This window comes from Pseudoalteromonas sp. SG44-8, assembly GCF_014164125.1.
Lineage (GTDB): Bacteria > Pseudomonadota > Gammaproteobacteria > Enterobacterales > Alteromonadaceae > Pseudoalteromonas > Pseudoalteromonas rhizosphaerae.
The window spans coordinates 132,849-146,555 of record NZ_JACJEQ010000009.1 but is presented as its reverse complement, the minus strand read 5'-3'; the positions used below and the strand labels follow the sequence as shown (position 1 = coordinate 146,555).

General features: G+C 40.4%; 15 protein-coding genes and 2 tRNA genes. 11 read left to right on the top strand and 6 right to left on the bottom strand.

Annotation, left to right across the window (positions count from 1 at the left end):
* Positions 1-16: 16 nt before the first annotated feature.
* On the bottom strand, positions 17-1,171 hold the full coding sequence (locus H5163_RS09935; RefSeq protein WP_182735032.1) for an iron-containing alcohol dehydrogenase: 1,155 nt from the start codon (positions 1,169-1,171) through the stop codon (positions 17-19).
* Positions 1,172-1,344: 173 nt separating this feature from the next.
* Between H5163_RS09935 and H5163_RS09930 the strand changes: the two genes are divergently transcribed.
* Together H5163_RS09930 and H5163_RS09925 are read left to right on the top strand one after the other, a co-directional pair.
* Positions 1,345-2,217: a LysR family transcriptional regulator gene (locus tag H5163_RS09930; protein ID WP_182730733.1), complete on the top strand. Its 873-nt coding sequence runs from the start codon at positions 1,345-1,347 to the stop codon at positions 2,215-2,217.
* A gap of 95 nt (positions 2,218-2,312) precedes the next feature.
* On the top strand, positions 2,313-2,804 hold the full coding sequence (locus tag H5163_RS09925) for a glutathione peroxidase (protein ID WP_145240017.1): 492 nt from the start codon (positions 2,313-2,315) through the stop codon (positions 2,802-2,804).
* Between the two features lie 49 nt (positions 2,805-2,853).
* On the opposite strand, the gene H5163_RS09920 is transcribed toward H5163_RS09925, so the two are convergent.
* Positions 2,854-3,042 (bottom strand): PA3496 family putative envelope integrity protein, encoded by a 189-nt coding sequence (locus H5163_RS09920; protein ID WP_145240019.1) that lies wholly within the window; start codon positions 3,040-3,042, stop codon positions 2,854-2,856.
* 406 nt (positions 3,043-3,448) lie between these two features.
* On the opposite strand from H5163_RS09920, the gene H5163_RS09915 reads away from it, so the two are divergent.
* Positions 3,449-4,246 carry a YggN family protein gene (locus tag H5163_RS09915; RefSeq protein WP_145240021.1) on the top strand — a complete coding sequence of 266 codons (798 nt, stop codon included), beginning with the start codon at positions 3,449-3,451 and terminating at the stop codon, positions 4,244-4,246.
* 83 nt (positions 4,247-4,329) lie between these two features.
* On the opposite strand, the gene H5163_RS09910 is transcribed toward H5163_RS09915, so the two are convergent.
* On the bottom strand, positions 4,330-5,772 hold the full coding sequence (locus H5163_RS09910) for a PLP-dependent aminotransferase family protein (protein ID WP_145240023.1): 1,443 nt from the start codon (positions 5,770-5,772) through the stop codon (positions 4,330-4,332).
* Positions 5,773-5,888: 116 nt separating this feature from the next.
* Here H5163_RS09910 and H5163_RS09905 point away from each other — a divergent pair, with 116 nt between their 5' ends.
* Complete coding sequence (locus tag H5163_RS09905; RefSeq protein WP_145240025.1) at positions 5,889-6,824, top strand: DMT family transporter; 936 nt, start codon at positions 5,889-5,891, stop codon at positions 6,822-6,824.
* A 77-nt stretch (positions 6,825-6,901) separates the two neighbouring features.
* Here the strand turns inward: H5163_RS09905 and H5163_RS09900 are convergent, their stop codons facing one another.
* Positions 6,902-7,756 carry a diacylglycerol kinase family protein gene (locus tag H5163_RS09900; RefSeq protein WP_220494565.1) on the bottom strand — a complete coding sequence of 285 codons (855 nt, stop codon included), beginning with the start codon at positions 7,754-7,756 and terminating at the stop codon, positions 6,902-6,904.
* A gap of 323 nt (positions 7,757-8,079) precedes the next feature.
* Here H5163_RS09900 and H5163_RS09895 point away from each other — a divergent pair, with 323 nt between their 5' ends.
* The 4 genes from H5163_RS09895 (at position 8,080) to H5163_RS09880 (ending at position 9,596) form a co-directional block, all read left to right on the top strand.
* A complete protein-coding gene (locus H5163_RS09895) occupies positions 8,080-8,220 on the top strand; it encodes a hypothetical protein (RefSeq protein WP_182735031.1) in 141 nt (46 codons plus the stop codon).
* A 211-nt stretch (positions 8,221-8,431) separates the two neighbouring features.
* Positions 8,432-8,522: transfer RNA gene (locus H5163_RS09890), tRNA-Ser, on the top strand.
* Positions 8,523-8,573: 51 nt separating this feature from the next.
* Positions 8,574-8,666 (top strand) — tRNA-Ser (locus H5163_RS09885).
* Between the two features lie 453 nt (positions 8,667-9,119).
* The gene (locus H5163_RS09880) at positions 9,120-9,596 is read left to right on the top strand and encodes a hypothetical protein (protein ID WP_182735030.1); all 477 of its coding nucleotides are present in this window, start codon (positions 9,120-9,122) and stop codon (positions 9,594-9,596) included.
* 240 nt (positions 9,597-9,836) lie between these two features.
* Here H5163_RS09880 and H5163_RS09875 read toward each other — a convergent pair whose 3' ends face one another.
* Together H5163_RS09875 and H5163_RS09870 are read right to left on the bottom strand one after the other, a co-directional pair.
* Positions 9,837-10,625, bottom strand: a complete 789-nt coding sequence (locus tag H5163_RS09875) for an amidohydrolase (protein WP_149982208.1) — start codon at positions 10,623-10,625, stop codon at positions 9,837-9,839.
* Positions 10,613-11,755 carry a methionine aminotransferase gene (locus H5163_RS09870; protein WP_145240033.1) on the bottom strand — a complete coding sequence of 381 codons (1,143 nt, stop codon included), beginning with the start codon at positions 11,753-11,755 and terminating at the stop codon, positions 10,613-10,615. Before H5163_RS09870 ends, H5163_RS09875 begins: the two co-directional genes overlap by 13 nt.
* A gap of 90 nt (positions 11,756-11,845) precedes the next feature.
* On the opposite strand from H5163_RS09870, the gene H5163_RS09865 reads away from it, so the two are divergent.
* From H5163_RS09865 to H5163_RS09855, 3 genes are read left to right on the top strand one after another with little or no spacing between them, the layout of a single operon-like run.
* On the top strand, positions 11,846-12,463 hold the full coding sequence (locus H5163_RS09865) for a methylthioribulose 1-phosphate dehydratase (RefSeq protein WP_182735029.1): 618 nt from the start codon (positions 11,846-11,848) through the stop codon (positions 12,461-12,463).
* Entirely contained in the window at positions 12,460-13,146 is a 687-nt protein-coding gene (gene mtnC / locus H5163_RS09860) for an acireductone synthase (protein WP_145240037.1), read from the top strand. The genes H5163_RS09865 and mtnC overlap by 4 nt, the downstream gene beginning before the upstream one ends.
* Positions 13,143-13,685, top strand: a complete 543-nt coding sequence (locus H5163_RS09855; protein WP_145240039.1) for an acireductone dioxygenase — start codon at positions 13,143-13,145, stop codon at positions 13,683-13,685. The genes mtnC and H5163_RS09855 overlap by 4 nt, the downstream gene beginning before the upstream one ends.
* Positions 13,686-13,707 lie beyond the last annotated feature (22 nt).

Below are 13,707 nucleotides of genomic sequence, written 5' to 3'. Positions count from 1 at the left end.
TGCGCTAAAAGTAGCCTTAAACGCTGGCTAATAAAATTGCACGACTCTTATCAAGCGTGACTTGCTCTCGCTCACCGAGTGCCGTCATCCCATGGCGATCTAGTTGCGCAACAATTTTGTCTGCGACTTCTTCACCTAAGTTATAATCACTTAAACGCGTTGGCATATTAACACTATGAAAAAACGCTTCTGTTGCTGCAATCGCTTGCTCAATAGCCGTATCTTCATCGCTAATATCAAGGCCTAAAACACGCTCTGCGTATTGTAAGATTTTACCGCGCTTAGTGTCTTTTTGCTCCGCCATCATGCGCGGTAGTACAATTGCCAAGGTTTGTGCGTGATCAAGACCATAAACCGCTGTCATCTCATGGCCTAACATATGCGTTGACCAATCTTGTGGCACACCAGCACCAATTAAACCATTCAATGCCATGGTTGCTGACCACATAATGTTAGCGCGTACTTGGTAATTATCTGGCTCACTGAACGCTTTCGGTCCTTCTTCAAGTAAGGTCATTAAAATACCTTCAGCGAAACGATCTTGAAGTTTTGCACCTACGTCATAGGTCAAGTATTGTTCCATGGTATGTACAAACGCATCAACAATACCGTTTGCCACTTGACGTTTTGGTAATGAGTAAGTCACCGCAGGGTCGAGTACTGCAAATTGTGGCTGTACTAATGGACTCGCAAAAGGCAGTTTATCGTGGCTATCAAGGTTTGAAACCACACTAAAAGAATTTGATTCAGAACCCGTTGCTGGCAAAGTCAATACAACACCTAATGCTATTGCTGATTTTACCTCACCGCCTTTAGCTAGAATATCCCATGGCTCGCCGTCATAATTAGCTGCTGCGGCAATAAATTTACTACCATCAATTACCGAACCACCGCCTACAGCAAGAATATAATCAACTTGCTTTTCTTTAACCAAAGCAACGGCTTTCATACATGTTTGGTAACTTGGGTTAGGTTCAATACCGGCAAATTCAAACCAAGTGTGTTCGCTTAACGCCGCAGCCACCTGATCATAAATACCATTACTTTTAATACTGCCACCGCCATAAGTAACAAGTACCTTTGCGTCTGCCGGGATCTCATTTTTGATTAAGGCAATTTGCTGTTCGCCAAAATGAATCTTGGTTGGGTTTGCAAAACTGAAATTTAACATGCTTGCTCCATTGCTTTGAGGTGCTCATTATTTAGTGTGAGCTAAAATTTGCTGACCACCTAATTGTAGGGATTTAAGCATTAATTTAAAGACTAAGCTCAGAGAATCACTTTTGCACAGCTGCAACAATAGATGGTATAAACTATAATTACTTAATATTTGAGAACTAAATTATGTGGCATGGCCTTGATGAATTTTTACATGTGGTTGAACATGGCAGCTTTACCAAAGCAGCCAAAGTCATGGAAGTATCAACTTCCCATATCAGCCGCCAAGTACAGCAACTTGAAAACCGCTTAGGCTCATTGCTATTTCAACGTACCACCCGAAAAATAAGCCTCACCGATGCCGGCCGCGAATATGCCGTAAAGCTCAAAGCAATTAAACAAGAGCTAATTGATGCTAATAATCAACTGCAAGGTGAGCAACGTAAACCCAAAGGGGTCATTAGAATTTCTGGTGCTGGTGAATTTGTTGCATGTCATGTAGCACCTAAAATTGTTGAGTTTGTAAAACGCTACCCTGAGGTTGAAGTAGATATGGACTTCAACAATCGTAATGTCGACTTAGTTGAAGAAGGTTTTGATTTAGCGATCCGTTTTGGCCGCATGCAAGACTCTAACTTAATTGCACGACCACTTAGCCCGCGAATCATGACTCTCGTTGCCAGTCCAGAATATTTAGCACATCACCCAACCCCAACTACGCCTCAACAATTAACCGCTCATAATTGCTTAATTGCCATGGGGAAACGTTGGCGATTTAATTTTGCCGGCGATATTAAAGAGGTAAAAGTTGCCGGCAACTGGCGCAGTAACCATCCGCGCGCACTATTATCTGCGACATTAGCAGGCTTAGGCATTGCCCATTTAGCCACTGATATTGTTGATAAGTATATTGAAAACGGGCAACTAATTACCTTACTTGATGAGTTTCAGGTAACAGACAATGCCTCTTGGTTAGTGTATCCACGTAAAGATTTAATGCCATACAGAGTGCGATTATTGATTGAACATTTACTCAAAAGCTTTAATCATGCAAGTTAAAATAAAATGGTATATGCAATGTGATGATAATTTAAGCTGTATGTCTATCACAACTCAGGATAGAATTTAACAAACAACAATAACTAGAGAGCAACATGAACGACTTCTATCAACTTTCAGCCAGCAATTTGCAAGGCCAAAGCATTGATTTTTCAGATTTCGCAGGCAAAGTTGTGTTAATTGTCAACACTGCCAGTAAATGTGGCTTCACTCCACAGTACGAAGGTTTACAACAATTACATGCAAAATACGCTGATCAAGGGTTAGTAATTATTGGTTTTCCGTGCAATCAATTCGGCAAACAAGAGCCTGGCGGCGCAAAAGAAATAGCGCAAGGTTGTTTGATTAACTACGGTGTTGATTTTGTGATGATGAGTAAAATTGATGTTAATGGCGAAAACGCCCACCCTGTATTCAGGCATTTAAAATCAGCATTACCTGGATTTTTAACCCGCAAAATAAAATGGAATTTTACTAAGTTTTTAGTTGGCCGTGACGGCGAGGCAATTAAACGCTTTGCACCATTTACCAAACCGCAGCAAATCGAAGGTGCTATTATCAAAGCCCTTAAAAGCAGTAATATCTAAACTCTAAAAGCAATAAAGAGGCAAATTGCCTCTTTATTTAAATTATCTCTTAGTCGTTTAAATACTCATCTAAGTCATCATCGCCCAAGTTTTTACGCAAGCGTTTTTGCTCAAGGTAGTCTTCCAACTTTTTCTTAACCTTTTGCTTATTCTTGTCGTGTTGATTACGCCCGACCATTTCGTACTCGTCTTCAACAAAATCGTCATCTAGCGCATCGTAACTAAATGTCTTACCCACAACCCACTCCATAAAGTGTTTGAGACCAATTAAGGATTTTTATCACTATCATTGGTAAATTAAAAATGTTCAGCACTATTTCACCGTATGAAAAAGCACCAAAATAAAGCCATAACGCGATTCTAAAATAGTGTTATGTCGATATTGTGAATAAATAGCGCTAAATTTGAGTTCTGGAAAGTGAGAGTTTTTTATCGAAACGATAAGTATATTTTATGTATCAATGTAAATTAGTCAAAATGACTAAAAAATGGCTTTTTTATAACCTCCTAATACAATTTAAAAATAGTAAAAAACAATTAACCCTTTGTTTTTATTTACTAATAATTGTTGGCACTAAACTTGATATGTATTAAATACGTTAAATGCGTACTGGTCATAATCAACAAATTAGCAGGAAATAAAAATGAAAAAATTACTATTAATAAGTTCTTTATTCATTGCCACAGGGGCAATGGCACACAATGACAATGAGACGAATATTTCTTTTAGCGGCGACACATGTGACGTTGAATTTAAAAATGATGTGCGTATTAAGCCAAATGAATTAGAAATTTTTACAGCTGATAACCACACTATGACTTTTATAAATAGTGGCGAGTTAATGATTGATGGCCAAACTTTGACACTCAACAGTCAACAACACCAAGCTATCAGTAATTATTCAGACAGTCTGCGTAGCCAATTACCAGAAGTCGCGAACATTGCTCTTGAAGGCGTTAAAATTGCCGGGGTCGCCATTGAAGAAGTCGCCAATGCCTTTAATATCGATGGCCTAGATAGCATTAATGAATTAATGGCTGATATTCAGGTAGAAGTACAAAACACCTTTTACCAACAAGGCGCTTTTGTAATGGGCCAACAAAGCTTTAGCCAATTTGGCGAAAACTTTGAAAGCCAATTTGATGAGCAAATAGAAAGCGCTGTACAAGCTGCGATGATGCAATCGATGGGTAGTATTTTAATGGCTGTAGGTTCAGAACTAATGGGCTCTGGTGGCGATATGCAAGCCTTTGAACAACGCATGGAAAATATGGGAGCTGAAATTGAAGCCAAAGTTGAGCAACAAGCTAACCAACTTGAAAAACGCGCTGATGCACTGTGCGGTAATTTTTCAACCATTGCTGATCAAGAGCAACAATTAGTTAAACTAGTTCCAGAATTGAAAGACTACCAATTATTTAGTTATAAACAAAATAACTAACTTGAACTCAGGTTCTAAACGCTAAAAGTTTGATATCCCTTTAGCAGCACTCTTTTTTAAAGGTGCTGCTTTTTTATGCCATGCTATTTCTTCGCTAAATGCACTAACTCACCTAGCTTTATAATAGCTTGTTCAATTTTTTCACCCCATGGCAAACCATAACTTAATCGAATACAACTGCGATATTTATTAGTGGCTGAAAAAATATAGCCAGGAGTAATGCTAATGCCACTTTCTAATGCCAGTTGAAATAGTTTTACACTATCGTAAGCCGCACCTAAATCAATCCAGATCACACATCCGCCTTGCGGATCGCTGATCCTAGCGGTACTCGGAAAGGCCTGTTGTAAACACCAGATCATTCGTTCTTTATTAGAACGTAGACGCTGTCGCAGTAGTTTTATATTACGATCATAATCACCACTAACTATAAATTCATATAACGTCCATTGATTGATCAATGAAGTAGAACAACTCAATGCACGCTTATAGCGACGCGCTTTGGCAGCAAACTTTCCGGCAATCAACCAGCCAACACGATAACTCGGCGCCGCAGTTTTAGAAAACGATGCACAGGTTAATACCAACCCTTTTGTTGAGTAAGCCTGAGCGGGTGTACCGCGCTGCGGGGTAAAATGTAAATCACCATACACATCATCTTCAATTAGCACCACATCTTGAGATTCCAATAACTCTACTAATTGTTTACGCTTATGATCAGGCATAAAACTACCCACAGGATTATTGATCGAAGTAGAGAACACACAGGCTTTAATATCGTGATCATGTAAAGCCTGGCTCAGATCATCAAGCCAGATCCCATCATCAGGACACAGCGGGATCTCGAGCGCCTTGAGGCCCAGGCTTTCGATCAATTCAATGATACCAAAATAACAAGGTGACTCGATCGCCACCACATCACCTACTTTAGTGACACATTTTAGCGCGATCGCCAGTGCTTCTTGAGCACCGTTGGTGATCACAAGTTCTTGCGAGTCAACACCAATGCCAAAATCTAAATAACGATGGATTAACTGCTTTTTCAATGGTGCAAAACCATCCATCGCACCATAATTTATGGCGCGACTGCCGGCAATCGACATAACCCGGCGCATCGTACGACTTAGCATTTTATCAGTTGGAGCGGCAGCAACAGGATTAGCAATGCCAAACGGTACGACATCGGCTTGATGAATTGCATCATACACTTGCTCAATTAATACCTGCATGTTGACCGAAACTGGCTCACGATTGAGTTTAACCCGCTTTGGCCGCGCTAACTGGGTATGTGCCGTTTTTAAAAAATAGCCTGACTTTTCTCGTGCTTCAACCAAACCTTGTGCCTCAAGTGATTGGTAAGCCAATTTCACCGTCGGAATACTGACATTCAGCTTAGTGGCCATTTTACGTAATGAGGGGAGTTTTTCGCCTGGTAATAGTGTCCCCTGCTCACTCAGCTCACGCACCAGCTGCATTACTTGCTGATATAAAAAGTCATGGTTGGTTTTGCTGATCACCAGCGACATAGTAGACACCTTAAAGCCGTACAATCTGTATATGTTGCATTTATAGTTTTCTGTGTATGTTAAGTATACAGAAGTATCTTAAAATAAACACTTAATCGACATAATGGACCAAGGCCATGAAAAGTATCGTGCTTTATGCACTAACCGTTTTAATTTGGGGCTCTACCTGGCTCGCAATCGAATTTCAACTTGGCGATATCGCCGTTGAAGTTTCACTATTTTATCGCTTTAGTTTGGCTGCAATTCTAATGTGGGTATGGGTGAATATTAAAAAATTACCGATGAATTATAGTCGTCGCGATCATGGCTTTTTCGTATTACTAGCACTGTGTAACTTTGGCCTTAATTACTTAGTACTTTACTGGGCACAACATTATTTAACGTCAGCCATGGCATCAATCGCCTTTTCAATGTTGTTATTAATGAACATTGTAAATACCCGATTATTTTTTGGTAAACCCATCGCTAAACGTATTTATACGGGTGCATTGATAGGGGTATTGGGCATCATCAGTCTGTTTTGGCCACAATTACAGCAGTTCGACTTGAGTAATGGGGCGTTGGTCGGTTTGCTACTTGCCTTAGCTGGCACCTTTGTGGCTTCATTAGGGAATATGATCAGCGTACGTAACTCTCAACAACGTATTGGCGTCATGCAGGGCAATGCATGGGGCATGTTATACAGCGCTATTGGTTTATTTGTATATGTAATCATCAGCGGTGCCGATTTTAGCCTGTCGGCCCCAGCAAGCTACTGGTATTCATTAGTTTATTTATCGGTGTTTGGGACGGTTATTGCATTTGCATGTTACTTTGCACTACTAAAAAATATCGGCCCAGAACGTGCCAGCTATGTGATTGTGTTATTTCCATTAGTTGCAGTGACTTTAAGTACATTATTTGAAGGTTTTAGTTGGCAAGCCAATACGTTTATCGGCTTTAGTTTAGTACTGCTTGGTAATGCTATTGTACTGACTCCAACAAAAAGAATTAAAGCGTTTATTGAGTCTAATAAAGCATCATTTGCTAATAAACGCTCCATCCCCAGTTAGAATGCGTATATACGCAACTAACGCCAAAAGCGCCTACTTGTTAGGCGCTTTTTTATTACTAACATATTACTCGTCATTTAACATTGCGGCATACAAAAACGCAACGCGAGCGGATGAATAGTCACCACCGCTGGGGTAACGCCTACCAACTCACCATCTGCTTCGATTGGTAAATCAGGCGTATTTATATAAGCAATTTCTAAGCGCTGGTAGTTGAGCTCTTTCATACCGTGGTGCTTACGTAGCAATAAGCGCACAAAACTGTAGAGGTTACCTAACAAACCACGCGTAGGCACGCGATAGCACTCTAAATAGCCACTATTCAATTGTGCTTTTGGCGCTATCATCAACCCCCCACCAAAATAATGATGATTTGCAAATACAGTAATCAAATTACCATATTCGCATTGCTGCCCTGCAAAACTCCCAGCCAAGCGAGAAGGCTGATAAACGAATAAACACTTAAAGCCAGCTAAACTATAACTTAAAGCGGATAATGCAGGCTTGGTTTGCAATGCCTGTACTACATGCGCATCAAAGCCAACCCCCGCAATATTAATAAAGTAACGGCTATTTATTTGGCCAATATCGATTTTTACTTGATGCTCACTAAAAATAGCATTACGCCAAGCTGAGTTTGAACAGCCAAAGCCGCGTGCAAAATCATTACCCGTCCCCTGAGGCAATAACGCCAACGAGCAACTCAATCCCATCAATGCGTTTACAGCCAAATGCAGGCTGCCATCACCACCGAGCACAACAACGCGCTTTTGTGACTGAGCCAAAACCGTTATTTTTTGGCAATCATTGGTAAAATGTCCTGTGGTGTAAAAAACAGTGTAACTAATTTGACGTTTTTGACACTGCTCTAATAACCAAGTGCAATTTTTTTTATGTTTTTTTTGCGTACTTGGTTTAATAATTATTAGCATCTGGATACCAGCCTATTCAAAAGTAGGGAAATAGACATTTTCAAAAAATAAATTAATCTGAATAATTAGTCACTTTATTTATTATCTAATGCATTAAAATATCAGCGGCAGTGTAATATTGCTTTTAAACAAGTGATTTAGGCGACTTTAAATTTCATAACCATGCATAATACTCAGTACTTACTATCTGAATCATACCTTAATAAAAACAATTCGGATTAGTTATTTCTATCCGACCACCCTAATTTTTATCGTTTTATTTTTGTGCAAAAAAAGCTCAGAATAGCCGTGTTGTCAAAACAGACATAACCCGGAGCAAAGTAATGAACCCAGTAAATACATTAAACGAAAATGTAGCTACCCATGTTGCAGTAAAACCGACCAACCGCAAAGCAAAAATGCTTGCCAGACTTAACCGTTTCGGCAAAAAGCTAGCTCTTGGCGGCGCAGTTCAATACAAGTAATCACCCAACCATGATTACTTTAGCGGTGCAGCAAACACCCAACCACTAAATGAAACTACTTATTTAGCTCCCTCGTTTGCTGCAACCCCTTCTTTAAACTCCCTAAAAACTCCTTTTTTATAAAAAAACCTCTTTTTTAGAACAAAAAAACAGCAAACGATCTTTTTCCTATTTACACACCCCAATCACCTGCGTATTATTCTTTCCCAACGGAGAGATGGCAGAGTGGTCGAATGCACCGGTCTTGAAAACCGGCAGGGGTTTATAGCCCCTCTAGGGTTCAAATCCCTATCTCTCCACCATTATTACGTTTTGGTGGTTCACTCGATTATCAAAATGACAATTTATGCGCCGGAGAGGTGGCCGAGTGGCCGAAGGCGCTCCCCTGCTAAGGGAGTATAGGGTTTGTAGCTCTATCGAGGGTTCGAATCCCTCCTTCTCCGCCATTTAATAACGAAAAAAGCCCCGCAATTTATTGTGGGGCTTTTTTTGTTGTTAAAAATGGCAGAAGGCGGGTGAGAACCCTCGACCAGGGTTCGATAAAATGTCAGGAACATTTTAGGCCGCTGCAAGCGTCGCGAAGCGATTAGTTACATGGACGTAAGCAAGCCCATCCCCACGTTTGACACAAATTTCAGAATGAAAAGCCTATTGTTTTATGTCCGTAACCTTTACACCAATGAAGGCGGGTGAGAACCCTCGACTAGGGTTCGACCAAACTTTGTCTGGAACAAAGTTAAACGCACGCAGTGCGGCCAGAAAACTAAACTCTAGATCCCTTCCGCTAAGTTGTGTAATGTAATATCAAATAGAACACATAAGTCAGCTCTTAAACCAAATTCAAAAATCGTTCTGACTTTTCTTTTTAAAAACACCAAAATATTTTCTAAGGCTACAAGTTGAATAACAGTGAGGACAAAGAAAGTGGTATTTTATATGCAGTTTTTACAACTGTATTATTGTACTTCCTTTTCAAAATCACTTTAATTTACACAATAGTTTCAGACCGACATGCTTCTTGTCTAAGCTCTCGCTGGGACAACATTGAAGTAGTTATTACTCCTTTTTCAGCATTCTTAATTTTAGCAATGTTGAGTTGTATTTGGTTGTTCCTTAGTTGTTTAAAATATAAAAAGAAAGTAGGTAAAGCAGCCTATCTAGTATTTTTTTTCGCAGCGATATTCTATTATTTTTGGTTTAAAGGTTTTTACGGCTTTTGGTTACTAATGGAGTATGAGCAGGACAAAATAACCCTATCTCAATTTTTTAACAAAACTGGGGGCAATGAGTTATTTAAATTATATGATGGGCATCACGAAATTCAGATATTGTGCCAACCATATAATCACAATGCAGATAAAAAACCGGATAACTAACTGTTACATCATAGTAATGCAATAGGTTGCTACCTATTAAATCAATACTTTAACCTAGCCTAGGTATTCTCTCGTAACGATTGGGTGAGCAGGTAAAAATTCATCGCAGATAAACGGCCTTGTATTGATACAAGCCTGTAGATTATTTTTTTGTTGTATGTTGTCGGGTTTCGCTGCGATCAAACTCACCTACAATGCTTCTGCGTAAAACGGGTAAAGAGGCTAAACAGTCTCTTTATCTTAATAACCCAAACTAAACCCATCGGCATCTAAATGCGCTGGGAAACTTTGCTTAAAGAGCTCAAGCGGCTGTTTGTCCAAAGTGATAATAACAACATCATCTTTGTTATCAGTAGCGGCTGCTAACGTATCACCTTTAAAGTCATACACTGCCGTGCCGCCATTGTGCGCGACGCCATTAGCATCATCACCAATACGATTAACGCCAATCACATAACACTGGTTTTCCATCGCCCGCGCCATTAGTAAGGTGTCCCATACTTTGCGCCTTGCAGCAGGCCAGTTGGCGACATTAACCATCACATCGTAGTCATTGCGATTGCGCTGAAAGACCGGAAAACGTAAGTCGTAACAAACTTGCGGTAGAATTCTAAAGCCATTAAGGGTGAACACTTCACGTTGCTGCCCTGCGGTTACAAAATCGCCCTCTTTGCCCAAACAAAATAAATGCCGTTTGTCGTAATATTTCACTTCGCCATTGGGCCATGCCCAATAAAAGCGATTAGCTTTTTTATCGCCTTGAGTTACCAATACCGAGCCTGCAATTACCGCATTGCTTGATTTTGCCGACGCGATCATCCAATCAAGCACTTTGCCTTGCTTTAACTGATGATCCGGCTCTGCGCAATCAAGGTTAATAGCAAAGCCGGTGGCAAAGGTTTCTGGCAATAAAATAAGCTCTACTGATTTATCTATATCAGCTATTTTATTGCCAAAGTGTGCCAAGTTGGCGTCTTTATCTAACCAATTAAGCGATGTTTGTATCAGTGCTATAGTTAAAGTTGACATAAAATCTCCGCGGCTTGTAATAGCGTGGCGTCATTTTTGGCAAAGCATAAGCGAATAACTTTATCGTTGCTTGGTTGCTGATAAAACACGCTTAGTGGAATGGCTGCAACGCCTGCTTGTTCTACTAACCACTGGCAAAATTCTACGTCATTTAAATCCGATACATCGCTGTAATCAAGCAGTAAAAAGTAGGTGCCTTCACTTGGTAAAATGGTAAAGCGGCTATCTTTTAGTGCTTTACTAAGTACATCACGCTTTTGTTGATAAAACTCACTGAGCTCATCCACATGCTCACCTTGCTGTTCTAACATATCGGCTAATGCATGTTGTGCCGGCGTAAAGCTTGAAAAAGTCACATATTGGTGAATTTTACGAAACTCGACCGCAAGTGCAGCGGGTGCGATGCAGTAACCCATTTTCCAGCCTGTGCTATGAAAAGTCTTGCCAAAGCTTGAGATCACAAAGCTGCGAGCAAACAATTCGTTATCACGCAGCACACTTAAATGCGGTTGCTGATCAAAAGTAATATGCTCGTATACTTCATCACTTATCAGGTATAAGTCATGCTTAATTACTAAGGCTTTTAGAGCATTAATATCGTGCTGTTTTAACGTTTTACCACTTGGGTTATGTGGGGTGTTGATTATAATAGCCCGCGTTTTGCTATTGATAGCCGCAGCCACCGTTTGCCAGTCAATTGCATAACTCGGAGCATGCAGAGCAATATTGACTGACTTACCACCGGCCAATTCAATCGCTGGCTGGTATGAATCATAAGCGGGGTCAAACACAATGACTTCATCACCTTCGCGCACCAGCGCCTGAATGGCAACAAACAAGGCCTCGGTCGCGCCAGAGGTTACCGTTACTTGCTGCGCGGCATCTATTTCAGCTGCATATTTTCGTTTTGCTAACTGGGCAATTTGTTGCTGCAGGCGCGGCACACCAGATGAAGGTGAATATTGATTAACTCCTTCAAGCACATAATGATTAAGCTGTTTTTTAAGTAGCTCAGGCGCATCAAACTCAGGAAACCCCTGCGATAAATTAATCGCTTCGAATTGATTTGCTAAAGCAGTCATTTGACTAAAAATACTGGTGCCTAAATTTGGCAATTTACTTTCAAACACTGGTTACCCTTAATGATGGTTTTGCGCCCAAAGCGATGCTATCATTGCTGTTAACAGATGTATAGCCGTCTAAAAAAGTATGAGGAATGTATGCATAACAATACCGCTATTTCAGAACTTATAGAAGCAGGAAAGTGGATCAGTCAACGTGGTTGGGTGCCAGCTACGGGTGGTAATTTTTCAGCGCGAACTAACACCGGTTTTGTGGTTACTGCCAGCGGTTTTGACAAAGGTCAATTAGGGTCGCATACCTTTATTGAACTGGATCATGTCGGTAATCGTAGCGCTAGCGCCGCCAAACCCTCAGCTGAAACCGAATTGCATTTGTGCATGTATAAACTTATTCCTGCTGCTAATTATGTATTGCACACTCATTCGGTTGCTGCGACGGTATTATCTCGGGTTATTAAAGGTCACAGCCTAGACTTACACGGCTACGAAATGCAAAAGTCACTAACCGGCATTACTTCACATTTAGACACCTTGAGTATTCCAATCTTTGATAACGACCAAGATATTGATCGCTTGAGTTTATTAGTGAGCGATCACCACTTACACACGCCTATTGAGCACGGCGTGCTTATTCGCGGCCACGGTTTGTATGTAGTGGGTCGCACTATTAGTGAAGTACGCCGTCAATTAGAAGGCCTTGAGTTTTTATTTGCATGTGAGATAGAACGCTTAAAATTAGTAGGATTAGAATCATGATCAAAGCACTGCTGACCGATATTGAAGGCACTATTACCCGTATTTCGTTTGTTAAAGACGTACTATTTCCATATGCCGCAAAGCAGCTCCCCGAATTTGTAAAAACTCATCAAGAGCAAAGCGCTGTAGCTGAACAAATTTATGCCGTAAAAGCGGTTATTGAACAGCCAGATGCCAGTATTGATGTCGTAATTAACACTTTACTTGAATGGATCCGTGACGATAAAAAAATCACTCCATTAAAACAGTTACAAGGTTTGATTTGGCAAACTGGCTATGAAAATGGCGATTTTACCGGCCATTTATACCCAGATGCCTACCACTTTTTAGTTGCACAGCAACAAGCCGGCCAGCAGTTGTATGTGTATTCATCAGGGTCAGTAAAAGCACAGCATTTAATTTTTAACTACTCTGACTTTGGTGATATTCGCTCCTTATTTACTGATTATTTTGATACTCAAGTCGGCGCTAAACAAGAGCAACGTTCATATCACAATATTATTGAGCAACTACCTTTTGCCGCTAATGAAGTGTTATTTTTAAGTGATGTGGCAGCCGAGCTTGATGCCGCCAAAGCCGCAGGTTTAAAAACCTTGCACCTGATCCGTGATGGTCAAGCAAGCTCGCCTGCGCATAACTATATTAACGATTTTAGCCAATTCACTGTGGAGCATTTAGCATGAGCCAACTGACTATTTTTGCTGACTGTAACGGCAATAATGCTTTATTAAACACTCAAGATACAGCACAAATTGCCACCGAGCTTAATAAAGTAAATGTACGATTTGAGCAGTGGCAAGCAACAAAAATGATTACTGCTGATACTAGCCATGAAGCTATTATTTCCGCCTATAACGCTGATATTGAAAGCTTAAAGCAACAAGGTGGTTATCAAACTGTAGATGTTATTTCGCTGGCAAAAGGCAATCCGAACGCTGCAGAATTACGTGCTAAGTTTTTATTTGAGCACACCCATAGTGAAGACGAAGTACGCTTTTTTGTAAAAGGCCAAGGATTATTTTGCCTGCATATTAACGACAAGGTTTACCAAGTACTTTGCAAGCAGGGTGATTTAATTTCAGTACCAGAGCTTACTCCCCATTGGTTTGATATGGGCAGCGATCCTGAATTTACTGCGATCCGTTTATTCAATAATACCGAAGGCTGGGTGGCACAAAGCACCGAATCTGAGATTGCTAAGCAGTTTCCTTTATTGGACTAAATATCTGTTAATAATGGAGTTT

Bases quoted from the DNA above. Each gene is read 5' to 3' on its own strand.
- H5163_RS09935 (WP_182735032.1), bottom strand. From the start codon at position 1,171: ATGTTAAATTTCAGTTTTGCAAACCCAACCAAGATTCATTTTGGCGAA.
- H5163_RS09930 (WP_182730733.1), top strand. From the start codon at position 1,345: ATGTGGCATGGCCTTGATGAATTTTTACATGTGGTTGAACATGGCAGC.
- H5163_RS09925 (WP_145240017.1), top strand. From the start codon at position 2,313: ATGAACGACTTCTATCAACTTTCAGCCAGCAATTTGCAAGGCCAAAGC.
- H5163_RS09915 (WP_145240021.1), top strand. From the start codon at position 3,449: ATGAAAAAATTACTATTAATAAGTTCTTTATTCATTGCCACAGGGGCA.
- H5163_RS09910 (WP_145240023.1), bottom strand. From the start codon at position 5,772: ATGTCGCTGGTGATCAGCAAAACCAACCATGACTTTTTATATCAGCAA.
- H5163_RS09905 (WP_145240025.1), top strand. From the start codon at position 5,889: ATGAAAAGTATCGTGCTTTATGCACTAACCGTTTTAATTTGGGGCTCT.
- H5163_RS09900 (WP_220494565.1), bottom strand. From the start codon at position 7,756: ATGCTAATAATTATTAAACCAAGTACGCAAAAAAAACATAAAAAAAAT.
- H5163_RS09895 (WP_182735031.1), top strand. From the start codon at position 8,080: ATGAACCCAGTAAATACATTAAACGAAAATGTAGCTACCCATGTTGCA.
- H5163_RS09875 (WP_149982208.1), bottom strand. From the start codon at position 10,625: ATGTCAACTTTAACTATAGCACTGATACAAACATCGCTTAATTGGTTA.
- H5163_RS09865 (WP_182735029.1), top strand. From the start codon at position 11,846: ATGCATAACAATACCGCTATTTCAGAACTTATAGAAGCAGGAAAGTGG.
- mtnC (WP_145240037.1), top strand. From the start codon at position 12,460: ATGATCAAAGCACTGCTGACCGATATTGAAGGCACTATTACCCGTATT.
- H5163_RS09855 (WP_145240039.1), top strand. From the start codon at position 13,143: ATGAGCCAACTGACTATTTTTGCTGACTGTAACGGCAATAATGCTTTA.